Source organism: Streptomyces sp. NPDC000880 (assembly GCF_053599675.1).
In genome coordinates this window covers 131,415-152,001 of the sequence record NZ_JBSFMS010000001.1, presented here as the reverse complement: position 1 = coordinate 152,001, position 20,587 = coordinate 131,415, and the positions used below count along the sequence as shown (strand labels likewise).

Below are 20,587 nucleotides of genomic sequence, written 5' to 3'. Positions count from 1 at the left end.
GCCCGTTCACGGGCCCGCCGCGCCGGCCGAGTACCGGTATCTGCAGCAGACCATGCCGGGGGAGTCGATTCCGCGCCACGCTCACGAAACCGCCGCGGCGCAAGCACGTCTCAGGCGCGGAAACGCGTCAAGCCCGCCGGTTGCCGTTCGGCCGGCGGGACCAGGGCCGGCGGACGCCCAGCTCTACGCCCGCGAAGGACGCAGCGTCAGGATCTGCAACGGCCGCAGCGTCAGCGCCACCCCGCCGTCCACGACGGGCTCCTACCTCAGATACGCGAGGGCGGGGTGCACGCTGGTGTAGCCGTCGACGAGGCGGCGGGCGACGGTCACGGAATCGATGAGGGGATGCAGGGCGAAGGCCTTCACCGCCGTCGCACGCGAGCCGCTGTCGGCCGCCGCCAGGACCTCGCGCTCGACGGCCTTGACGGCGCAGACCAGTCCGGTGGCGTGCAGCGGCAGCGGGGACACGGAGACGGGGTGCGCGCCGTTCGCGTCGACGAAACAGGGCACTTCGACGACCGCTTCCTCGTCCAGCACGGAAAGCGTCGTGCGGTTGCGGACGTTGAGGATGAGCGTCGTGCGCTGGTTGTGCGCGATGGCCCGCATCAGAGCGAGGGCGACCTGCTCGTAGCCACCGGACTGAAGGTCGCAGGCGTCGCGCTCGCCGGCGCCCGCAGCCTCGCGGTTGTGCGCCATGTAGGTCGCCTCGCGCTCCGCTCGGGTACGGTCCCAGGTCGCCAGCGCCGGAGTGTCGGGCCGCTCCATCTCCGCGTAGAACCGGGCCTGTTGCTCATGAAGGAAGGCCCCGCGGGTCTGCTGCGCCTCCTGGTAGGCGCGTACCGCCTCGCGGTTGAAGTAGTAGTAGTGCAGATACTCGTTGGGGATCGCGCCGAGGGAGCGGAGCCAGTCGGGACCGAAGAGCTTGCCCTCCTCGAAGGAGCCGAGCAGCTCAGGGTCGGCGAGCAGCCGGGGCAGTTCGTCGCGGCCCTCGACGCGCAGGCCGCGCAGCCAGCCGAGGTGGTTGAGGCCCGCATAGTCGATCCACGCGGTGCCCGGGTCCGCGCCCAGCGCGCGGGCGACCCGGCGGCCGAGGCCCACCGGCGAGTCGCAGATGCCGATGACGCGGTCGCCGAGGTGTCGGGCCATGGCCTCGGTGACCAGACCGGCCGGGTTGGTGAAGTTGATGACCCAGGCGTCGGGGGCGAGCCGGGCGACCCGGCGCGCGATGTCGACGGCGACCGGGACGGTACGCAGTCCGTACGCGATGCCGCCCGCGCCGACCGTCTCCTGGCCCAGCACGCCCTCGGCCAGGGCGATGCGTTCGTCGGCCGCGCGGCCCTCGAGGCCGCCGACACGGATCGCGGAGAACACGAAGTCGGCGCCGCGCAGTGCCTCGTCGAGGTCGGTGGTGACGGTGACCGACGGGGCGTCCGGCACACCTCGTGCCTGGTCGGCGAGGACGCGCGCGATCGCGGCCAGCCGGCCGGCGTCCAGGTCGTGGAGGGTTACGTGGGTGATACGGCCCTCGCCGTGATCGCCGAGCAGGGCACCGTACACCAGCGGCAGCCTGAAGCCCCCGCCGCCGAGGATCGTGAGCCTCATACCTCAACCACCTTCACTCCTGCCTCGTCGAACGCCGCGCTGGTCGCCGGGTCCGCGAGTGCGCTGGCCACCACTGTGTCGAGGGCCGCGGGGCCGCACGACTTCATCATGCCGGTGCCGGGGAACTCGCCCGCGTCGGCGAGGAGCACCACTGAGTCCGCCGCCGCGATCATCGCCCGCTTGACCGATACCTCGATCACCGTAGTGTCCATGACCTGGCCGTCTCGATCCCGGTGTCGTCCGCCGGATACGACGGCACCGGCGCTACGGCCGCGGCCGTCCCGCACGCCCCGAAAGCCTGCGAGCCATGCCCGGGTAGTCGATGACGAGCCCGTCCGTGTCGAACTCCACATCGCTGCGGTAGTCGCCCGACGCGAACCGGACGCGCGCGCCGTGTTCGGTACGCCTGAGATGGGTGTAGGTCTGCGGTGACGCGTGCACGGTCAGGTCCGGCACCGAGACCCAGGCCATCAGGAAGCTCCGCTCACCGGGTGCCAGATGGAGCCCGTGCCGTCGCACCGGCATGGTGTTGGTGAGTGGGCACAGAGCGAGGTCGCAGTCGAGCGCGCCGTCGACGTCGGGCAGCGGCTCCCCGTCGGCGGTCCACCGGCCGTGACCGTCGTGCCGCAGGTGGAGTTCGTGCGAACCCGTGGCGGTCGCGGCGTGAACCCGCAGCTCACGGGTGAGGTAGTGGTCGCCGGTTTCGAGTTCGTACGAGATCCAGTGCGGATTGGGCTCGGTTCCGACCGCGCGCCCACGGGCCAGCAGGGTCGTGCCGCGGAGCTCGATCCAGGAGGTCTCGTATCCCTGGCTCTCCGTGACTTCCCAGGTGATGACGTGAGAAGTGACCATGCCTCACCCTACGAGCCGGAGTACTCACCAGGTGGGAGCCTCGCGCAGCAGACGGTCACGGACCAGGGCCAGGTGGGGGTTGACCGACGCGCCCGGGCGCTGGACGAGATAGATCCCAATGGCTCATCGGTCTACGTTCAAGGACATCATTGACCTTTGAACGGAGAGAAGTGAGATGGCGAAGATCCTTTTCGTGATGACCGGCGCGGACCACTGGACCCTGGCCGACGGCACCCGGCACCCTACCGGCTTCTGGGCGGAGGAGGTCGTGGCTCCCTACCGTGCGTTCACCGAGGCGGGGCACGAGATCGCCGTCGCCACGCCGGGTGGTGTCGTACCCACCGTGGACAGGGCGAGCCTCGCGCCCGAAGTGAATGGAGGTAAGGAGAACGCCGACGCGATCGCCGCCGAGCTGGCCTCGTTCACTGCCCTGCAGCGACCGCTGAAGCTGGAGGAGGCCGACCTGGCCGACTATGCCGCGGTCTTCTACCCCGGTGGCCACGGCCCGATGGAGGACCTGGCCGTCAACGCGGACTCCGGCAAGCTGATCACCGCCGCCCTGGACTCCGGCAAGCCGCTCGGCGTGGTCTGCCACGGGCCCGCCGCGCTGCTCGCCGCGGAGCGCGAGGACGGCTCCTGGCCGTTCACCGGCTATCGGCTGACCGGTTTCACCAACGCGGAAGAGAGGCAGGCGGGCCTCGCGGACAAGGCGAAGTGGCTGCTCCAGGACCGGCTTGTCGGGCTCGGCGCGGACTTCGAGGGGGGCGAGCCGTGGGCCCCGAAGGTTGTCGTGCACCGCAACCTGGTCACCGGCCAGAACCCCGCTTCGTCCGCTCCGCTCGCCGCCGAGATCCTCAAGGTCCTGGGCTGAGGCGCTGACGCGGCCACCAGTGCGGGTGGTCAGGGTCCGGGGCAGGCGCCGAAGTAGCCCCGCCCCGGAGCCGCTACCGGGGCCGCTGAAAGGCGTCCAGGATCCGTTCGGCGGCAAGCGTCGCCGTCAACTCCCCGTCCCGCACCTGCTGTTCGAGACCGGGCGTGAGCGCCCGCACCTCCGGATGGCCGCGCAGCCGGTCCCGCAGCTCGTCGTGGACCATCGCCCACGTCCAGTCGATCTGCTGGTGACGGCGCTTGGTGGCGAGCCGGCCCGTCGAGTCGAGGAGCGCGCGGTGCTGCTCAAGACGCTCCCAGAGGGTGTCGAGGCCGGAGCCCTCGCGGGCACTGCAGGACAGGACCGGGGGAGTCCACGCCGCGTCGGCGGGGTGCATCAGCCGCAGGGCACCGGCCAGTTCACGGGCCGCCGAACGGGCGTCGCGTTCGTGCGGGCCGTCCGCCTTGTTGATGGCGATGACGTCGGCCAGCTCCAGTACACCCTTCTTGATGCCCTGGAGCTGGTCACCGGTACGGGCCAGGCTCAGCAGCAGGAAGGAGTCCACCATGCCCGCCACGGCGGTCTCCGACTGCCCGACGCCGACCGTCTCGACGAGCACGACGTCGTAGCCGGCGGCCTCCATCACGATGATGGTCTCGCGGGTCGCTTTGGCCACCCCGCCCAGCGTGCCCGAAGTGGGGGAGGGCCGCACAAAGGCAGCCGGATCCACCGCGAGCCGTTCCATCCGGGTCTTGTCACCCAGGATGGAGCCGCCCGTACGGGTCGACGACGGGTCGACGGCCAGCACCGCCACCCGGTGGCCGAGACCGGTGAGCATCGTGCCGAGCGCGTCGATGAATGTCGATTTGCCGACGCCGGGCACGCCGCTGACACCCACACGCCGAGCCGCTCCGGAGTACGGCAGCAGCTCGGTCAGCAGCTCCTGGGCGAGCGCGCGATGGTCGGCGCGGGTGGACTCGACGAGCGTGACGGCGCGGGCGATGTACGCCCGCGACCCCTCACGCACGCCCTTGACATAGCTGTCGATGTCGACGGTGGGATGCATCCGGGGCACAGTCTCACAACTCGTGGCCGAGCGAACCGGCCAGCGTGCTCAGCAGGTCCCGGGCGGCGTCCGGGATCACTGTGCCGGGCGGGAAGACCGCGGCGGCCCCGGCCTCGTGGAGCGTCTCGACGTCCTGGGGCGGGATCACCCCGCCCACCACGATCATGATGTCTTCCCGTCCCTCGGCGGCCAGTTGCTCCCGCAGCGCCGGTACGAGCGTCAGATGCCCGGCGGCCAGCGAGGAGACGCCGACGATGTGGACGTCCGCCTCCACCGCCTGGCGGGCCACCTCGGCCGGCGTCTGGAACAGCGGACCGACATCCACGTCGAAGCCCAGGTCGGCGAAGGCGGTGGCGATCACCTTCTGGCCGCGGTCATGACCGTCCTGGCCCATCTTGGCGACCAGGATGCGCGGACGGCGGCCCTCGGCCTGCTCGAACTCCTCGACCAGAGCGCGGGTCCGCTCCACCGCCGGCGACGTGCCGGCCTCGTTTCGGTACACACCGGAGATCGTACGGATCTGCCCCGAGTGCCGCCCGTACACCTTCTCCAGGGCGTCGGAGATCTCACCGACGGTCGCCATCGCGCGCGCGGCGTTCACCGCGAGCGCCAGCAGATTGCCCTCCAGGCCGGCGCCGCCCGGGCCCGTCTCCGCGGCGGCGGTCAGCGCGCGCAGCGCGTCCTGGCAGGCGTTCTCGTCGCGCTCCGCCCGCAGCCGCCGCAGCTTCTCGATCTGCTGGGCGCGCACCGAGGAGTTGTCGACCTTGAGCACATCGATCTGTTCGTCGGTCTCGACGCGGTACTTGTTCACGCCGATGACAGGCTGACGGCCGGAGTCGATGCGGGCCTGCGTACGGGCCGCGGCCTCCTCGACGCGGAGCTTCGGGATGCCGGCGTCGATGGCCTGCGCCATGCCGCCCGCAGCCTCGACCTCCTCGATGTGCTGCCAGGCGCGCCGCGCGAGGTCGTACGTGAGCTTCTCGACGTACGCGCTGCCGCCCCAGGGGTCGATGACCCGGCAGGTCCCGGACTCCTGCTGGAGCAGCAGCTGGGTGTTGCGGGCGATGCGCGCCGAGAAGTCGGTGGGCAGGGCCAGCGCCTCGTCCAGGGCGTTGGTGTGCAGTGACTGCGTGTGCCCCTGGGTGGCAGCCATCGCCTCCACGCAGGTGCGGGTGACGTTGTTGAAGACGTCCTGTGCGGTCAGCGACCAGCCCGAGGTCTGGCAATGGGTGCGCAGGGAGAGCGACTTGGGGTTCTGCGGGTCGAACTTCTTCACCAGCCTAGCCCACAGCAGCCGCGCGGCCCGGAGCTTGGCGATCTCCATGAAGAAGTTCATGCCGATCGCCCAGAAGAAGGAAAGGCGCGGTGCGAAGGCATCCACGTCGAGCCCGGCGCCCAGGCCCGCCCGCAGGTACTCCATGCCGTCGGCGAGGGTATAGGCCAGCTCAAGATCGGCCGTGGCCCCGGCCTCCTGGATGTGATAGCCCGAGATGGAGATGGAGTTGTAGCGGGGCATCTTCTGCGAGGTGTACGCGAAGATGTCCGAGATGATCCGCATCGAGTGCCCGGGCGGATAGATATAGGTGTTGCGGACCATGAACTCCTTGAGGATGTCGTTCTGGATGGTCCCTGCCAGCTTCTCGGGCGGTACGCCCTGTTCCTCGGCGGCCACGATGTACAGCGCGAGAACGGGCAGCACGGCTCCGTTCATCGTCATCGACACGCTCATCCGGTCCAGCGGAATGCCGTCGAAGAGCTGCCGCATGTCGTAGATCGAGTCGATGGCCACACCGGCCATGCCGACATCGCCCGTCACCCGCGGATGGTCGCTGTCGTAGCCGCGGTGGGTCGGCAGATCGAAGGCGACCGACAGACCCTTCTGCCCGGCGGCGAGGTTGCGCCGGTAGAAGGCGTTGGACTCCTCGGCCGTGGAGAACCCGGCGTACTGCCTGATCGTCCAGGGCTGGTTGACGTACATCGTCGGGTACGGGCCGCGCAGATACGGCGCGATGCCCGGATACGTGCCGAGGAAGTCGAGGCCTGCCAGATCCTGCCCGGTGTACAGCGGCTTGACGGGAATGCCCTCGGGCGTGTCCCACACCAGATCGCCGTCGTCCTTGCCGGTGCTCTCCTTGACGGCCGTACGCCACTGGTCCTCGAAGACCCCCGACGCGTCGCCGGGCCCGAGCTCGATTCCTGAGAAGTCCGGGATCCGCATCACGCCACTCCGATCCGGTCGAGGGCGGAGGTGAGGACGGCGACCGCGTCGCCGCCCGCGACGACGAACTCGTCGACTCCGGCCCGTACATACGTCTCACGCTGCTCGCCGGGGCGGCCCGCGAGGAACACCCGCAGTGCGCCGGCAGCCTTGAGCGCCTCGGCCACCGGCGCGGCCTGCTCGGCGTAGAGGGCGTCGCTGGAGCAGATGCACGCCACGGTCGCCCCGCTGCGGGTGAACGCCTCGGCGACCGAGGCCGCGTCGACGGTGACCGGGTCGTGGACCGGTTCGATGCCGCCCGCCTGGAAGAGGTTGGCGGCGAAGGAGGCGCGTGCGGTGTGCGCGGCCGCCGGGCCGAGGGCCGCGAGAAAGACGCGCGGCCGGGCGCCGGTTGTGACCAGATGCGCGTCCGAGCGGGCCCGCAGAGCTTCGAAGGCTTCGTCGCGGCGCACCTTCGGCAGTCCGCCGGAGGGCGGTGCGGGCGCGGGGTCGCGCTCGACCGGAGCCTGGCCGAGCAGCGGGAACTCGCTGACGCCGGTGACCGGTTCGCGCCGCTTGGCCAGGTTCTTCGTACGGCTGTCCCAGGTGGCGCCGATCCGCCCGGAGATCAGACCGCTGCGCAGGGCAGTCTCTTGGCCCCCGGCGCGCTCGATCTCCTGGAACCAGGCCCAGGCCGCGTGTGCCAGCTCGTCGGTGAGCTGCTCCACGTACCAGGAGCCGCCCGCCGGGTCGATGACCCGGCCCACATGTGACTCTTCGAGCAGGATTGTCGAGGTGTTGCGGGCGATGCGGCGGGCGAAGCCGTCCGGCAGGCCGAGGGCGTGGTCGAAGGGCAGCACGGTCACGGCATCGGCGCCGCCGACGCCCGCGGCGAGCGAGGCGACCGTGGTGCGCAGCATGTTCACCCAGGGGTCGCGCCGCGTCATCATCACCGGGGAGGTCACCGCGTGCTGGCGCTGTGCTCCGGCGATGGGATCCGCACCGCAGGCCTCGGCGACGCGGGCCCACACCCGTCGGGCGGCGCGCAGTTTCGCTATCGTCAGGAACTGGTCGGCGGTGGCCGCGTACCGGAACTCCAGCTGGCCGCACGCCTCTTCGATGCTCAGCCCACCTGCGCCGAGCGCCCGCAGATAGGCGACCCCGGTCGCCAGCGAGCAGCCCAGCTCCTGCGCCGCCGACCCGCCGGCCTCGTGGTACGGCAGCGCGTCGACGGTCAGCGCACGCAGCTCGGGCCATTCTCGTGCGCACAGCGCCGCCATCGCGACCGCGTCGGAGGTGTCGAGGGCCTCGCCCGTCCGCGCCTCGTACCCCAGCGGATCGGCGCCGAGGATTCCGCGTGCCGACTGCCTGGGCACGCCCTTCTCCTCGTAGAGCCGCAGCAACTCCCGGGCAGCGGCGTCGAATTCGGCCCCCGCATCGATGGTGACGGGCGCGAGGTCGAGATAGACGCCCTCCAGTGCCTTGGCGAGTCCGGCGACGGGAACCCCGGCCGCGCCGACGGACAGCCAGAGCGAGGTGACCCCGTTCTCCAGGTCCGCGAGCACGGCTTCGTTCGTACGCACCGGGTCCGGCCGGTCGTGGCGCTGGCGTACGTCCCAGCCGGCGACAGCGCCGCCTTCGGGCCTGCCACCCCTGGTGAAGGGCGCGAAGCCCGGATACCCGGCGCTGTCCGCGCCATTGCGTGCGGTGTCCGCGGTGTACAGAGGGCGGGTGGTGAGCCCGTCCTCGAGGGATGTGGACAGCAGATCGTCGGCTGCGGTGTCCGGGGTGTCCTTGCCTGCCTTGCGAAGCACGCCGGCCACCAGCCGCTGCCACTGCTCGTGGGTCGCATCCGGAAATTCGGCGGCCAGGGAGAACCCGTCATTGGGGAGGACCGTCATGCTCAGATGTTAGGTCAAGCCGACAAAGGCGCAGCAGGGGCGAGGGCTGTGACCTTGCACTCTCCGGGCGGCACTTGATCCTTACGGGGCGATGGCCTATTCGGCCGGGGATCCGGTTCCCCACCGGCGCGGGAGCGGCGGCGCGGTAGGGCCGGGAACGCGTTGGCGACGTGCCGCGCCGACGATGGCCAGAGCCGCGGAGATCAGGGGGATGGCGGTCCGGGGCAGGGCGCCCGCGCCGGTGCCTTCGAGGACGATTCCGCCGGTCAGGGGCCCGGCGGCGATGCCGATGTGGCAAACGGTGGCCTGCGTGGAGGTGGCCACGCCGGGTGCAGCGGTCGCCCGCGGCCGGTGCGGCGAGCGGGTACCGATCGTACTTCGTCCGCGGTCGTCACCCCGCCTGGCGGCCCCACAGGTCGATCAGAGTCACATTCGCCCGCCGGACGGGCGCGCCGTCGGGGTCCCGTACCTCTCCCCGGACCCCACCGAGTCCTGGGCGTCCTCGCTGCTGCTCGCGTGCAGCCGCGGACGCATCGCGTCCTTCTGCGACGGCAGGAACGCGGCCAGCACGAGCCCGATGACCACCGCGCCCGTGGCGATCAGGAAGGAGGTACGGAAGCCCTCCATGCTGGGCACGAGCGCCGGGCCCATTTGCACCGATGTGTGCGCGAGCACCATCCCGATCACGGCGCTCGACACCGATGTGCCGATCGAACGCATCAGGGTGTTCAGGCCGTTGGCGGCGCCGGTCTCCGACGGATCGACAGCCCGGATGATCAGCGCCGGCAGCGACGAGTACGCCAGCCCGATGCCCGCTCCCAGGACGACCGAGATGATGACGGTCTGCCAGGCCGCGGTCATCAGGCCGAGCCCCGCCCCGTAACCGATCGCGATGATCAGCATACCGAGCAGCAGGGAGACCTTGGGGCCGCGCTGGGCGGAGATCCGTGCGTAGAGCGGGGCGACGAACATCATCGTCAGACCGAGCGGCGCGACGCACAGGCCCGCGACCACCATCGACTGGCCAAGGCCGTAGCCCGTGGACCGCGGCAGTTGCAGAAGCTGGGGGAGGACCAGCGAAACGGCGTAGAACGCGACCCCGACCATGATCGAGGCGAGGTTGGTGAGCAGCACCTCGCGTCGTGCGGTGGTACGGAGATCCACCAGCGGCGCGGCGCTCCTGAGCTCCCACACTCCCCAGAGCCCGAGGATGGCGGCCGCCGCTCCGAACAGGCTCAGTGTGGTGGACGACCCCCAGCCCCAGTCGCCGCCCTTGGTGATCGGCAGCAGCAGACAGACCAGACCCGCGCTCAGCCCGATCGCGCCGAGCACATCGAAGCCGCCCCTGGCGCGGAGCGAAGTCTCGGGTACGAGGAGAACGGTCAGCAGCATCGACAGCACGCCAAGGCCCGCCGCGCCGAAGAACAGCATGTGCCAGTCGGTGTGCTGGGCGACCAGGGCAGCGGCGGGGAGGGCGAGCCCGCCGCCGACTCCGATCGAGGAGCTCATCAGCGCCATCGCCGAGCCGAGCCGCTCGCGCGGCAGTTCGTCACGCATGATGCCGATGCCGAGCGGGATGGCGCCCATGCCGAAGCCCTGAAGTGCCCGGCCGACGATCATGGTCACCAGGTCGTCGGTGAATCCGCAGAGCACCGAGCCGACGACCATGACCGCGAGGCTGGCGAGCAGCATCCGCCGCTTGCCGTACAGATCGCCGAGCCGGCCCATGATGGGGGTGGCGACGGCGCCCGCGAGCAGGGTCGCCGTCAAGACCCATGTCGCGTTGGCGGGCGTGGTGTTGAGGAGCTCAGGCAGGTCCTTGATGACTGGCACGAGCAGGGTCTGCATCACCGCGACGGTGATGCCGGCGAAGGCGAGGACGGGGACGATGCCCCTGGTTCTGCGCTCCCGCACGTCCATAAGTGCCCCGGAGGGCTGTTCGTTTGTGGTCTGCGGCATGCGTGCGGCCTCCGGGGAAGGCAGGAGTGGAGCGCGTCGGAAACGGATCCGGCGGACAGCGGCGGCCGCCAATTGCGTGCAGTGTGAACGCTTCTCTGCCCCGCCCTTATTCCTGTATTCCTGCGCCGGTTTGGCGGCTGTCGTAGGGGTACCCGAAGCCGAAGGCAACTCCGCGTACCGGACCGAGGAGGCATTCCCATGAAACCCGGCGGCAGCGCCGGCGTGCGCCTGGTGGTGGAAGACAAGACGAGGAAGGGCCGGATACGCACGTACATCCCAGCCCGTGCGGGACTACGGGACGGCGGCGGCGAGGGAAACGACGCCCCGGAACTGGAGAGCAATGTCGTCCGTGGCGAGGACTGAGTGCATGGCCTGGGCCCCCACGGACCAAGCTCCGGACGACCCCGGCCGCGAACCCTTGGAATGGCTACAGGAAGCCGCTTGCGCGGACGAGGACCCGGATCTGTTCTTCCCCGTCAGCACCACCGGCTCGGGAGCCGATCAGGTCGACCGGGCCAAGAAGGTGTGCCGCCGCTGCCCGGTCACGGCCGACTGGGCGCTGAGGACCGGGCAGGGGACCGGCGTGTGGGGCGGGACGGAGCCGTCGGAACGCCGCTGCGTGCGACGTCGGCACTCCCGGGAAAATGTAACTTAAAGTGCCCGATTGCGAACATTGGGTGACGGGCGCAATGTGGATGAGTCAGTCAAACCTCCACGGTGAAAGGAACCGTCATGAGCAAGAGCAAGGCCAAGGCCAAGCAGATGAAGGGCAAGCTCAAGGAGACCGCGGGCAACGCCATGGACGACAAGCGCATGCAGGCCGAAGGCCGCAGCGAGCAGATGATGGGCAAGGCCCAGGAGGCCGCGGAGACGGCCGGCGACCGGATCAAGAAGTCCGGACGGTAAGTCCGGCAGGCCGGAAGAACCACGCACGGGCCCCGTTCCTGTGCCGCCGTGCCGACGCTGTCGCGTCCGTACGGCTGCCAGGGCGGGGCCCGTGGGTGGCCGCTCCCGAGCCCGGCACCGGTCGCGTGCTCAACGACCGCGCCGTGCCGTGCCCCGTCGCTGGTCGGCCGGCGCCGTGATGGACCGGGACTGCACATGCTCGTAGACCATCGTCGACTACGACGAGTACCTCGTCCGCCTCGCCGGCACGAAGCACGAGGACCTGACGTACCACGCGGTGAGCCTCGTCGGCCCGCGCAACCAGGTGAGCAAACTCGTCGGGAAGCTCCCTCTGCTGCGCTGAGTCCGCCTCGCCTCGTTCGCTCAGTCGGTCACCCGCAGCACGAGCTTGCCGCGCGTGCGGCCTTCCTGGCCCCGGCGGTGCGCATCCGCGGCCTGGGCCAGTGGCAGTACGGCCTCCACCTCGACGCTCACCGTGCCCTTGTCGACCAGCTCGGCGATCTTGGCGAGCGCCGCACCGTCCGGCTCCACCAGGTAGGCGCTCGCCCGCAGTCCCTGGGAGCGGGCCGTCTCCAGGAGCTCGGAGGAGACGCCGGACGGCACGGCGATGATCGTGCCGCCGGGGCGCAGCGTCTTGAGCGACCGGGTGCTCGTCGCGTCCTGCCCGTCACCGACCAGATCGATGACGACATCGACGTCGCCCACCGCATCCTCGAAACGGACCGCGGTGTAGTCGACCAGCTCGTCGGCGCCGAGCGAGCGTAGCCAGTCGTGCTTCGCCGCGCGCGCCGTGCCGATGACATGCGCGCCGAGGTGCTTGGCGAACTGCACGGCGAAATGCCCCACGCCGCCCGCCGCCGCGTGGATCAGCACCCGCTGTCCGGGCTCGACGTGCGCGGCGTCGACGAGCGACTGCCAGGCGGTGAGCGCGGCAAGCGGCATCGCGGCGGCCCGGTCGTGGTCGAGCCCGGCGGGCTTGCGGGCGAACTGGCGTGAGGGCGCGGTCACATACTCCGCGTACGCACCGGCCTGACGCGGGAACCACGGCATACCGAATACCTCGTCGCCGACCTCGAGCGTGTGGACGCCGAAGCCGACCTCCTCCACGACGCCGGAGACGTCCCAGCCCAGGATGAACGGCGGCTCTCCCAGAACACCGGCCATGCCGCCGCCCTCACGGGTCTTCCAGTCCACCGGGTTCACGCCGGCGGAATGCACCCGCACCAGTACCTCGGTGGGCAACGGCTCGGGCCGCGGCACCTGGGCGAGCCGCAGCACTTCGGGGCCGCCAAGGGCGTCCTGCGTGATCGCGCGCATGGTCGGATGGCTGCTCATGTCGGGTCTCCTGCGGTGTATGCCGGGGGTGCGGACGCACCGCCCGGCCGGTTGATCATCGACTCCGAAAAGCTACCTGCGGGGTAGTGGTAACCCGCAAGGGACACTACTATCGATGGGAAAGTATTGAGGTCCCAGTCGTTCCGGAGGCAACTTCTCATGGCCGTTGCGTGTACCACCGGCGAGCATGGTGAGCACGATGTGTACGAAGCGCAGTGTCCGTGCCGCGACGTACTCGACGTGCTGGCCGGCAAGTGGTCGGCGCTGGCGATCGGGGCGCTGGAGGAAGGCCCGCATCGCTTCGGCTCGCTGCAACGGCGGCTCCAGGGTGTGAGCCCCAAGGTGCTGACCAATACGCTGCGCCGGCTGGAGGCCCATGGATTCGTCGACCGCACGGTCTATCCGGCCGTACCGCTGCATGTCGAGTACGAACTGACGGAGTTGGGGAGAGGCGTTGCGCAGCCGCTGGGTCAGCTGCGTGCCTGGGTGGAGGCCAACCTCGACGGCATACGGTCCGCCGGGGCGGAAGAGCCCGCCTGCGGCTGAGGGCCCGTTCGCGGGTCGGACACCTCGCCGCGGGGTTGGCGCTGCGGGTCAGCGGCGATCATGGTCCGCTGCCGCCCGCCGACCTGATCGCCGACCTGCTCGACGCGAGCGAGCAGGCCTGGCTGACGGCGAGTCACATTCCTGGTCGAAGTCGTTGCCCCGGGCATTCTCAACACCCGCCCCGGCGGCCCCGGGTCGGGTAAATTCCCTCTGTGCTCGGGCAGTTGATCTCAGTGAACCTGCCGGCAACCAGGAGACGGGGGAGCGCAGTGGACGGGAGACTCTACGGCCAGGGGGCGCTGCACGAAGGCTTTGTGCCCCGGCTGGTCGGCCTGCACCAGAGCGACGGGTACCAGATCCCGTTCGCCTATCCGAGGGGCGCGCCCCTCGTCCATCTCGTCGGCGGGCGCGGCAGCGGCAAGACCGCGCTGCTGAACGCGGTGCACGACGCGTACAACGGGCGCGTCCCGCTGGCGCGCGTGGACCTCGCAGCGCCCGGATTCGGCGAGCCGGGCGTCGCCGAACTCAGCGACGACGAGGTGCCGAACGCCTCGCACATCACGCATCTGCTGTATCTCCTCGCCTACAAACTCGGCCTGGACGTACGGCATTTCGGCAAACCCATGGCCTTTCCGAGGCTTTCGCTCGGCCTGCTGGTGGTGACCGCCTGGCGGCCGCTGAACAGCGTCGAAGCTGATGTGAGGCCCGCCGACCTGCGGCGCGCCGAAGCGGATCTGCGGGACTTCATCACAGCCGAGGACCCGGATGTGAAGCGCCGCCGCGAGAGCCTGGGCCAGTGGTTCGACGTCGTCTCCCAGAACCTGCCGCAGGTGCTGGCGGTCGTGCCCGGCCTCTCGGGCATCGCCGGTATCGTCCTGGACACCGCCCGCATCCAGCTCCTCAAGGGCGAGCCGGACCGCGGCGCGCTGGCCTGGTGGGGCGACCGGCTGCACCCGTCCCAGGGCTATCAAGGGGACTCGCTGCAGCGGCTGTTCCAGTTCGCACGCGGCTTCCGGCGGCTGGACGACCGGCGGCGCACCGCCGAGGAACACCTCGTCGCGGCCCTCCTCGACGACATTGACGGCAACTACGGCCGGCTGAGGCGGCTCAACAAGAAGCCACGCCCGCTGATGCTCCTCGACAATGCGCACACCGATGTCGGCCAGACCTTCGCCGGGCTGCTCGAACCCGGCTACGCCCCGAGCATGAAGGACCCCACCCGGCCCGTTGTGATCGCGACATGGCTCGGTAAGGGCGAGCAGTACCCGCTGCTGAGTGAGGTCGCCGGCGTCGCCACCCCCGCGAGCCGCCCGCTCGTGCTCCGTATCCCGGCCATCGAGCACGGACACATCGGCCAGATGCTCGGCGCAGTCGACTACCCCGAGCATCTGCCCCGGCTCGTCGCCCGCTACAGCGGAGGCCGCCCGGCCAGCGCCCGTACGCTCGCCGACGCCGCGATACGCCGGGTCCAGGAGGTCGGCGCCATAGGCACCCGGGAGTTACTGGACGCGGCAGCCCCCGACCTCCTCGCCAAACTGCTGCCGCAGCCCGCGATGCGCGACCGCCTCGTGCTGCTGTCCGCCGCGGTCGACGAGGACACCCGGCGCGGCCTGTGGAGCTTCGCCCACCCCGAGGACCACTCCGAAGACCTCGTCGCCGCCCGCGTCCGCGAGGCCGACGACTACCGCACCCGCGCCTGCCTGGACGGCGACCGGGCCCTCGACATGCTGCTGCGCCACCGGCTGGCGGCCACCACATCACACGACCGATGGCGGGACACCCATCTGCGCCTGCGCTCGCTGTGCGACCCGAGTGGCACCACGTATCTCCATCACAGCCTCGCGCTCGGGCGGGTGGACGAAGTCGTGTGCGGGCTCCACCACCGGTTCACCGCCACGCCCCCGCCGCAGTGGCTGGCGGCGCTCAACCAGATCTGCTCCGCACCTCATCCGCGCGAGGACTACAGGCCGCCGGACGCCGCCGGTCCGTTCTCGTGCACGGCCTGCGGCAGCCAAGGACCAGGACCGCACCACGACGCGGTGAACAGCCTCGTCCCCATCCTGTGGCGGCTGTCCGACCCGCTCACCCTCGCACCGCGCGAGGACGATCTGACCAGCGTGCGCATCGCGCTGGAGACGCTCTACGGCAACAGGGCCGCCCACGCCGCCTACCGCACAGCCTCCGCCGCATGGCCCGCCCGCCTCAGGGCCGGCGTCCAGGCTCCCGACCTCCCGATCTCGGAAGGCTCCCCGTCATGACGTCCTTCATCAGGAGACTCCCCGGCGGCCCGCTCACCAAGGCTGCCGTCCTCTTCGTCACCCTGGTGGTGCTCACCGCCGCCGCGTGGACCGGCTACGCGTTCTTCGGCCCCGACCCGTCCTGCGGGAAGGGCGTCGAGCGACGTGGACCGGACGGCGAGCAGGAATGCACCGGAGTGACCGACGGCAGTTTCGCCTTCGCCCCCAACCTCACAGAGGTCAGCGCCCGGATCAGGGCCGAGAACGAGCGGATCCAGGGTGAGCCGTACGTATCCATCGCCGTCATGCTGCCGATGGCGCCCACCCAGGCCTTCGAGCAGGACAAGACGCTGCACGAGTTGCAGGGCGCCTACCTCGCGCAGTACCGGGCCAACCACGAGTCCAACGGCAAGAAGCCCGCTATCCGGCTGCTGCTCGCCAACCCCGGCCGCAACCACACCCATTGGCGTCCGGTCGCCGAACAGCTCGGCTCCCTCTCCGAGAGCGGCAGCGCGAACCTGCGCGCGGTGATCGGATTCGATGTCAGCACCACCAGCACGCAGCAGGCCATCGCCTATCTGACGAACGAGCGGCACATCCCCGTCGTCGGCGGTCCCATCACCGCCGACGACTCCGGTAACAGCAAGCAGAACCCCAACGCATACCCGGGCCTCGCCCGCGTCGTCCCCACCACCAGCGACCAGGCAGCCGCGCTGTCCCACTACAACAAGGGCATCAAGCCCGAGAACACCTTGGTCGTCGAGGACGTTCGCACCGGTGACAACTATGTGGACGCCCTCAAGCGCGCCTTCGCCGACCGGACCAAGGGCTCACCGCGTGCCCCCGAGCAGTACCGCGCGCCCGACGAATTCCATGAGGAAGGCACCACAGCCAACGCGTTCGACCAGATGGTCGACACCATCTGCACCTCCTCCGCCCAGTTCATCTACTTCGCCGGGCGGCCCGTGCAGCTGCGGCAGTTCATCAACGAACTCGGCAACCGCGGCTGCACCGAGAAGAAGTACACGGTCATCACCGGATCCGGAGCCTCCACCCTCTCCTCCGACACGCGGCTCGACTGGGGCGCCTTCGGCAAGGGCGTGACCCTGCAGTACGCGGCCGTCACCCACCCCGATGCCTGGACAGGAGCCGAGGCACCCGCCACGGGCGGCTCCGCGGCGGCCTTCCGTACGCTCGAAGCGCTCTCCGCCGACCCGGCGGTCGGCGACATCGGCCGGGTGGAGCTGACCGACTCGCGCACCATCACCTTCTACGACGCCGGCCTCACCGCGATCACCGCCATCAGGATGCGCGACGACGGCGACCCGGTCATCCCCGCGCTCGCCCGCATCAGCGACTCCTGGCTGCGGCTGCACGGCATGGGCAAGGTGGAGGGCGCGAGCGGCTGGATCTGCCTGGACAACTACGGAAACCCGTACAACAAGGCCGTCTCCGTCGTGGAGCTCGCCCCGGACATCCCGGGACGCATCCGCTTCGTCGGCCTCGCCTGGCCGACCGGCAGCCCGACTCCGAAGGACTGCACGGCGCCACGCAGCGAGTGAACTCCCCCAGCCTCAGCGGGCCTCGTACGCGACCCCGGCGACGACCAGGTCCTCCCAGGCCATGCCGACGCTCTTGAACAGCCGGGGCCGGGAGACGTCGGCCTCGGCCGTGCCCCGGGCGAGTTCCGCGAGACTCACAAGGGACTCAGGATCCAGGGCACCCGACTGGACGGCGAGGATGATGTCGCCGGCCTCGCGCAGCGCCGCGGCGCGCGCCTCGACCACCACCGTCGAGCGGCGCACCGTCTCGTCGTCGACCTCGCGCGCCTGCGGCTCGTGGGAGCCGGCGGCGACGACCGTCGCATGCGCGGGCAGCGCCGATCCGTCGAACAGGGGAGTACGGGCCGTGGTGCAGCAGGCCACCAGATCGGCCTGCGCCACCGCGTTCGCCGTACCCGCCTCGACCACCGGTGCCGAATCCTGCCCCGAATCCCCGTACTGCTGAAGGAAGGAGGCGAGACGGTCGAGATCGCGGCCGACGACCGTGATGTGCCGGATCGGGCGAACGGCGCGCAGCGCCTCGACATGGCTGTGCGCCTGAGGGCCGGTGCCGAAGACGACCAGGCGCTCGGCCCCCGGCACGGCGAGCAGGTCGGCCGCGGCCGCCGAGACCGCCGCGGTACGGATGGCGGTCAGCGCGACACCGTCCAGCACGGCCAGCGGGCTGAGCGTCTCGGCGTCCAGCAGCAGGTAGGTGCCCTGAATGCGGGGGAGTCCGAGCGCGGGGTTGCCCGGCGCCACCGTGGCGATCTTGACGCCCGCGTAGCGGCGGGAGTGCGAGGGCATCAGCAGCAGCTGTCCATGGTCGACCGGAACCACACAGCGGGCCGGGTCGGTCTCCGGGTCGAGTCCCTCGCACAGCGCATCCTGGACGGCGGCGATCGCGGCGACCATGGGGAGGGCCTCACGTACCTCGTCGGCCCCGATGACCGCTGTCGCACCCTTGCTCATCTGCCCTCCACTGCCCTGTGAGTGAAACGCTACAGGGCACGCACCGGCCCGGCGGCCCCTCGTCCACTGACAGGGCCGCCGGGCCGGCGACACACCGAGCACGTCACACGTTGGGCACCCTGAGTCTGTCCCAGCTCGACTTTCCGGGAATGCCGTCCGCGTCGCTGCCTGTGAAGCCCAGCTTGCGCTGCCATGCGGCGTACGACTTGCGGTCGGCCTCCGACCAGTCCGGGCTCGGCCCCACTTCGTACCGGCCGCAGCCCTCCGCCACCAGCCGCTTTCCCATCGCAGTGATGATCGGGCTGCGCCGGCCCGGCGCGAAGAACGCGGCGCCGGGGAACGGCTCGTACTTCGCCGGGGGCTTGGGTGCGGGCGGCTTGGCCGGGCCGTCCGGCTTGCCGCCGAGCCGTGCCTTGATCCGCGCGCGCATCGAGTCCATCGTGAACCCGCGCGGGTCGATCTTCCCCGGCTGCCACTCCTTGTGGCCGATCACCGAGCGATACGACCAGCCGTGCGCCCGGCAGATCGCCGCCGAGGCCCTCTCGATCGCCTCCAGCTGAGCCGCCGGCCACGGGTCCTTGCCGTTGCCGAGGTTGACGCACTCGAAGCCGTAGAAATACCGGTTGCCGTCGGTGTTGGCCTCGTTGTCGGCGGGCAGCGCCGTCTCGTTGATCACCGCGCGCAGGACGTCGTCGTCGCCGAGTCCGGCGTGGTTGGCCCGGCCGTTGCCGACCATGTGGACCGTGCCGTCCTTGGCAATCACCCCGTGGCACAGCGGCCCCGGCAGGCTGGAGTGGCCGTTGTAGCAGAGGTCCACGGAGTTCTGGGTGCCCGAGGTCACGGTGTGATGGATCATCACCCCGTGCATGGGCCCCCAGGGGCCCTTGTGATTGCGGTTGTGCGTGCGCCAGCTCCGGTGCTCGACGACCTGCAGCCCTTCGTCACGCAGGACCTTGAGCAGTTTGGAGGCGGACAGAGGTGTTGCCATCGTGGTGCTCCTTCCCAGGTGGTACGTCAGTTCTCGGGCAGTGCTTCGTCGTGCTGCTCCGCCGGCTGCGAGCCGGAACCGTCCGGCGCCGCGCCCTCGGCGGCCGCGGCCTCCGCCTCGAACGTGGCCTCCGCCTCCAGCGTCTGTGCGTCGGCGGCCGGGATGGCGGTCGCCAGCGGCCCGAACGCCAGCCGCAGATCCGCCACCGAGCCCTCGCCCAGCACCCAGGCCAGCGGTGCGTAGTGGACCTGATTCCCGGCCGGGGCCTGCAGCAGCGGCCGGCGTGCCGCGTCCGTCGGCCACTCGACATTGCCCGTCGCCGTACGCGCCGGGGCCGTCCAGTAGTCGCCAGGACGGTACGTCCTGCCCGGCTCGAAGTACACGAACACGCCGTCCTCCAGCGGCAGCCAGCCACCCTCCTCGATCCGCAGCGCGCCGCCCCGCAGCTTCGGGGCGCCCTGCTTCGTACGGCTCGAACCGCTCCGGGAAGCCGACCGGTGGTCCCAGCGCCGCAGGAACGGGTGCAGCTCCGGACGGCGCCCGACCGCCGGGTCCGGCTCGCCCGACAGCCGCACGCGGCGTCCCGGCAGATCGACCTCTTCGACCCGCAGCAGCGGCAGCGGCTCGCCGCGGTTGATGTAGGCGGTGTCCACGAACTCGACCCAGTCACCGACGTTCAGATCGAGCTTGTCGTCGCTGCCCAGGGACGCCAACTCCACCCATGTGCCATCGATTTCGTCCACCGGGAAGGTCACCGAGCCGTTCTCCCGCGACCACTTGAAGGTCGCGTCCTTGGCCGCGCCGCCCTCGTGGATCTCCACCCGGTACATCTGGTTCTCCTGGCCCCGGTAGCGGGCATCCGGCGTCACCAGGCACGGGTCCTCGTCCGCATGCTCGGGGCGCTCGCTGCGCGCCGCCATCCGCGCGCTCGGCGCCTGCGCAGCCGTCCACTTCGCGAACGCCGCCCGTACCTGGTCCTTCGTCGCGCCGTCCTCCAGCTCCAGCTGTGAGCCCGGCAGCGGCAGTACCTGCCAGACGACCTTCAGCCGGGCCGCGGTGTCGGGCATCGCCGAACCCAGCGCCACCTCGCGCAGCAGCGGGTCCTCGGCCGCGGTGACCGAGCGCTCCCACACCTTCAGATAGGCCAGATACGGGAATTGGGACGGCAAACGGTCGCCGGGGCGCTCCGGGTCCCGGTGGCCGTCCGGCTGGTCCCAGTATGTCCAGGTGACCGGCGGCTGTGTGGCCGCGGGCGCGTCCTTCTCGCCCTCCTCGGCGCTGTGCCCGTCGTCGACGACCGGGATGCCGGGCTGCAGGCGCGTCGCGTCCAGCAGGATGCCGTCCACGTAGTAGCGGCCGCCGCCGATGGACAGATCGTCGAGTTCCCGGCTGCCGCCCAGGAAGTGCAGTTCGAAGCCGGTCGCGCCGCGCGGGCCGCCGTGCTGCCCGATCAGATCGGCGGCGGTGGTACGTGCCTGCACCAGCTGGATCGCGGTCTGCTCGTTGGCGTCGGCGTCGAGCTGGACACGGCCCTGCTGTGCGATCACCGCCGAGTAGCGCCGGTCCGGCCGGAAGGTGATGCGGGAGATGTCAGCGTGCATGGGAAGGGGTCCCCCT

At 70.6% G+C, this 20,587-nt stretch carries 19 protein-coding genes and 1 pseudogene; 8 read left to right on the top strand and 12 right to left on the bottom strand.

Annotated elements, in window-relative coordinates:
* Nucleotides 1–261 precede the first annotated feature (261 nt).
* The 3 genes and pseudogenes from ACWDO5_RS00535 to ACWDO5_RS00525 all read right to left on the bottom strand — a co-directional run bounded on the left by ACWDO5_RS00535 (nucleotide 262) and on the right by ACWDO5_RS00525 (nucleotide 2,454).
* A complete protein-coding gene (locus ACWDO5_RS00535; RefSeq protein ID WP_450527125.1) occupies nucleotides 262–1,602 on the bottom strand; it encodes a 6-phospho-beta-glucosidase in 1,341 nt (446 codons plus the stop codon).
* Nucleotides 1,599–1,823 (bottom strand): annotated as a pseudogene (locus tag ACWDO5_RS00530) (ArsR family transcriptional regulator); the annotation flags it as partial. The gene ACWDO5_RS00535 and the pseudogene ACWDO5_RS00530, both read right to left, overlap by 4 nt.
* Before the next feature lie 43 nt (nucleotides 1,824–1,866).
* Complete coding sequence (locus ACWDO5_RS00525; protein ID WP_450527124.1) at nucleotides 1,867–2,454, bottom strand: putative glycolipid-binding domain-containing protein; 588 nt, start codon at nucleotides 2,452–2,454, stop codon at nucleotides 1,867–1,869.
* Between the two features lie 175 nt (nucleotides 2,455–2,629).
* Here ACWDO5_RS00525 and ACWDO5_RS00520 point away from each other — a divergent pair, with 175 nt between their 5' ends.
* Nucleotides 2,630–3,325 (top strand): type 1 glutamine amidotransferase domain-containing protein, encoded by a 696-nt coding sequence (locus ACWDO5_RS00520; protein WP_450527122.1) that lies wholly within the window; start codon nucleotides 2,630–2,632, stop codon nucleotides 3,323–3,325.
* 73 nt (nucleotides 3,326–3,398) lie between these two features.
* Here the strand turns inward: ACWDO5_RS00520 and meaB are convergent, their stop codons facing one another.
* The 5 genes from meaB to ACWDO5_RS00495 all read right to left on the bottom strand — a co-directional run bounded on the left by meaB (nucleotide 3,399) and on the right by ACWDO5_RS00495 (nucleotide 10,445).
* Entirely contained in the window at nucleotides 3,399–4,388 is a 990-nt protein-coding gene (gene meaB, locus ACWDO5_RS00515; protein WP_450527120.1) for a methylmalonyl Co-A mutase-associated GTPase MeaB, read from the bottom strand.
* Between the two features lie 13 nt (nucleotides 4,389–4,401).
* Nucleotides 4,402–6,606: a methylmalonyl-CoA mutase gene (gene scpA, locus ACWDO5_RS00510; protein ID WP_450527119.1), complete on the bottom strand. Its 2,205-nt coding sequence runs from the start codon at nucleotides 6,604–6,606 to the stop codon at nucleotides 4,402–4,404.
* A complete protein-coding gene (locus ACWDO5_RS00505; protein WP_450527117.1) occupies nucleotides 6,606–8,486 on the bottom strand; it encodes a methylmalonyl-CoA mutase family protein in 1,881 nt (626 codons plus the stop codon). The genes scpA and ACWDO5_RS00505 overlap by 1 nt, the downstream gene beginning before the upstream one ends.
* A 96-nt stretch (nucleotides 8,487–8,582) precedes the next feature.
* On the bottom strand, nucleotides 8,583–8,810 hold the full coding sequence (locus ACWDO5_RS00500; RefSeq protein WP_450527116.1) for a hypothetical protein: 228 nt from the start codon (nucleotides 8,808–8,810) through the stop codon (nucleotides 8,583–8,585).
* Nucleotides 8,811–8,912: 102 nt separating this feature from the next.
* Nucleotides 8,913–10,445 carry an MFS transporter gene (locus ACWDO5_RS00495; protein WP_450527115.1) on the bottom strand — a complete coding sequence of 511 codons (1,533 nt, stop codon included), beginning with the start codon at nucleotides 10,443–10,445 and terminating at the stop codon, nucleotides 8,913–8,915.
* A gap of 198 nt (nucleotides 10,446–10,643) precedes the next feature.
* Here ACWDO5_RS00495 and ACWDO5_RS00490 point away from each other — a divergent pair, with 198 nt between their 5' ends.
* The 4 genes from ACWDO5_RS00490 to ACWDO5_RS00475 all read left to right on the top strand — a co-directional run bounded on the left by ACWDO5_RS00490 (nucleotide 10,644) and on the right by ACWDO5_RS00475 (nucleotide 11,694).
* Nucleotides 10,644–10,808 carry a hypothetical protein gene (locus tag ACWDO5_RS00490; RefSeq protein ID WP_450527113.1) on the top strand — a complete coding sequence of 55 codons (165 nt, stop codon included), beginning with the start codon at nucleotides 10,644–10,646 and terminating at the stop codon, nucleotides 10,806–10,808.
* Nucleotides 10,786–11,100 carry a WhiB family transcriptional regulator gene (locus tag ACWDO5_RS00485; RefSeq protein ID WP_450527111.1) on the top strand — a complete coding sequence of 105 codons (315 nt, stop codon included), beginning with the start codon at nucleotides 10,786–10,788 and terminating at the stop codon, nucleotides 11,098–11,100. The genes ACWDO5_RS00490 and ACWDO5_RS00485 overlap by 23 nt, the downstream gene beginning before the upstream one ends.
* A gap of 77 nt (nucleotides 11,101–11,177) precedes the next feature.
* Nucleotides 11,178–11,351, top strand: a complete 174-nt coding sequence (locus ACWDO5_RS00480) for a CsbD family protein (protein WP_450527109.1) — start codon at nucleotides 11,178–11,180, stop codon at nucleotides 11,349–11,351.
* Nucleotides 11,352–11,559: 208 nt separating this feature from the next.
* Entirely contained in the window at nucleotides 11,560–11,694 is a 135-nt protein-coding gene (locus ACWDO5_RS00475; protein WP_450527260.1) for a DUF2000 family protein, read from the top strand.
* 20 nt (nucleotides 11,695–11,714) lie between these two features.
* Here the strand turns inward: ACWDO5_RS00475 and ACWDO5_RS00470 are convergent, their stop codons facing one another.
* Nucleotides 11,715–12,686: an NADP-dependent oxidoreductase gene (locus ACWDO5_RS00470; protein ID WP_450527107.1), complete on the bottom strand. Its 972-nt coding sequence runs from the start codon at nucleotides 12,684–12,686 to the stop codon at nucleotides 11,715–11,717.
* 159 nt (nucleotides 12,687–12,845) lie between these two features.
* Between ACWDO5_RS00470 and ACWDO5_RS00465 the strand changes: the two genes are divergently transcribed.
* From ACWDO5_RS00465 to ACWDO5_RS00455, 3 genes are all read left to right on the top strand, one after another.
* Complete coding sequence (locus tag ACWDO5_RS00465) at nucleotides 12,846–13,232, top strand: winged helix-turn-helix transcriptional regulator (RefSeq protein WP_450527105.1); 387 nt, start codon at nucleotides 12,846–12,848, stop codon at nucleotides 13,230–13,232.
* Nucleotides 13,233–13,501: 269 nt separating this feature from the next.
* Complete coding sequence (locus ACWDO5_RS00460; RefSeq protein WP_450527104.1) at nucleotides 13,502–15,490, top strand: hypothetical protein; 1,989 nt, start codon at nucleotides 13,502–13,504, stop codon at nucleotides 15,488–15,490.
* Entirely contained in the window at nucleotides 15,487–17,031 is a 1,545-nt protein-coding gene (locus ACWDO5_RS00455) for a hypothetical protein (protein WP_450527102.1), read from the top strand. The genes ACWDO5_RS00460 and ACWDO5_RS00455 overlap by 4 nt, the downstream gene beginning before the upstream one ends.
* 12 nt (nucleotides 17,032–17,043) lie before the next feature.
* Here ACWDO5_RS00455 and ACWDO5_RS00450 read toward each other — a convergent pair whose 3' ends face one another.
* From ACWDO5_RS00450 to ACWDO5_RS00440, 3 genes are all read right to left on the bottom strand, one after another.
* Nucleotides 17,044–17,982 carry an ornithine cyclodeaminase family protein gene (locus tag ACWDO5_RS00450; protein WP_450527101.1) on the bottom strand — a complete coding sequence of 313 codons (939 nt, stop codon included), beginning with the start codon at nucleotides 17,980–17,982 and terminating at the stop codon, nucleotides 17,044–17,046.
* Between the two features lie 103 nt (nucleotides 17,983–18,085).
* Nucleotides 18,086–18,970: a peptidoglycan-binding protein gene (locus tag ACWDO5_RS00445; protein WP_450527099.1), complete on the bottom strand. Its 885-nt coding sequence runs from the start codon at nucleotides 18,968–18,970 to the stop codon at nucleotides 18,086–18,088.
* Between the two features lie 26 nt (nucleotides 18,971–18,996).
* The gene (locus ACWDO5_RS00440; protein ID WP_450527098.1) at nucleotides 18,997–20,571 is read right to left on the bottom strand and encodes a DUF6519 domain-containing protein; all 1,575 of its coding nucleotides are present in this window, start codon (nucleotides 20,569–20,571) and stop codon (nucleotides 18,997–18,999) included.
* Between the last annotated feature and the right edge of the window lie 16 nt (nucleotides 20,572–20,587).

What these genes read in the sequence shown, in the direction of transcription:
- ACWDO5_RS00525 (WP_450527124.1), bottom strand. Translation starts at nt 2,454, where the DNA reads ATGGTCACTTCTCACGTCATCACCTGGGAAGTCACGGAGAGCCAGGGA.
- ACWDO5_RS00450 (WP_450527101.1), bottom strand. Translation starts at nt 17,982, where the DNA reads ATGAGCAAGGGTGCGACAGCGGTCATCGGGGCCGACGAGGTACGTGAG.
- ACWDO5_RS00520 (WP_450527122.1), top strand. Translation starts at nt 2,630, where the DNA reads ATGGCGAAGATCCTTTTCGTGATGACCGGCGCGGACCACTGGACCCTG.
- ACWDO5_RS00480 (WP_450527109.1), top strand. Translation starts at nt 11,178, where the DNA reads ATGAGCAAGAGCAAGGCCAAGGCCAAGCAGATGAAGGGCAAGCTCAAG.
- scpA (WP_450527119.1), bottom strand. Translation starts at nt 6,606, where the DNA reads ATGCGGATCCCGGACTTCTCAGGAATCGAGCTCGGGCCCGGCGACGCG.
- ACWDO5_RS00485 (WP_450527111.1), top strand. Translation starts at nt 10,786, where the DNA reads ATGTCGTCCGTGGCGAGGACTGAGTGCATGGCCTGGGCCCCCACGGAC.
- ACWDO5_RS00490 (WP_450527113.1), top strand. Translation starts at nt 10,644, where the DNA reads ATGAAACCCGGCGGCAGCGCCGGCGTGCGCCTGGTGGTGGAAGACAAG.
- ACWDO5_RS00455 (WP_450527102.1), top strand. Translation starts at nt 15,487, where the DNA reads ATGACGTCCTTCATCAGGAGACTCCCCGGCGGCCCGCTCACCAAGGCT.
- ACWDO5_RS00440 (WP_450527098.1), bottom strand. Translation starts at nt 20,571, where the DNA reads ATGCACGCTGACATCTCCCGCATCACCTTCCGGCCGGACCGGCGCTAC.
- meaB (WP_450527120.1), bottom strand. Translation starts at nt 4,388, where the DNA reads ATGCATCCCACCGTCGACATCGACAGCTATGTCAAGGGCGTGCGTGAG.
- ACWDO5_RS00495 (WP_450527115.1), bottom strand. Translation starts at nt 10,445, where the DNA reads ATGCCGCAGACCACAAACGAACAGCCCTCCGGGGCACTTATGGACGTG.
- ACWDO5_RS00470 (WP_450527107.1), bottom strand. Translation starts at nt 12,686, where the DNA reads ATGAGCAGCCATCCGACCATGCGCGCGATCACGCAGGACGCCCTTGGC.
- ACWDO5_RS00535 (WP_450527125.1), bottom strand. Translation starts at nt 1,602, where the DNA reads ATGAGGCTCACGATCCTCGGCGGCGGGGGCTTCAGGCTGCCGCTGGTG.
- ACWDO5_RS00445 (WP_450527099.1), bottom strand. Translation starts at nt 18,970, where the DNA reads ATGGCAACACCTCTGTCCGCCTCCAAACTGCTCAAGGTCCTGCGTGAC.
- ACWDO5_RS00465 (WP_450527105.1), top strand. Translation starts at nt 12,846, where the DNA reads ATGGCCGTTGCGTGTACCACCGGCGAGCATGGTGAGCACGATGTGTAC.
- ACWDO5_RS00505 (WP_450527117.1), bottom strand. Translation starts at nt 8,486, where the DNA reads ATGACGGTCCTCCCCAATGACGGGTTCTCCCTGGCCGCCGAATTTCCG.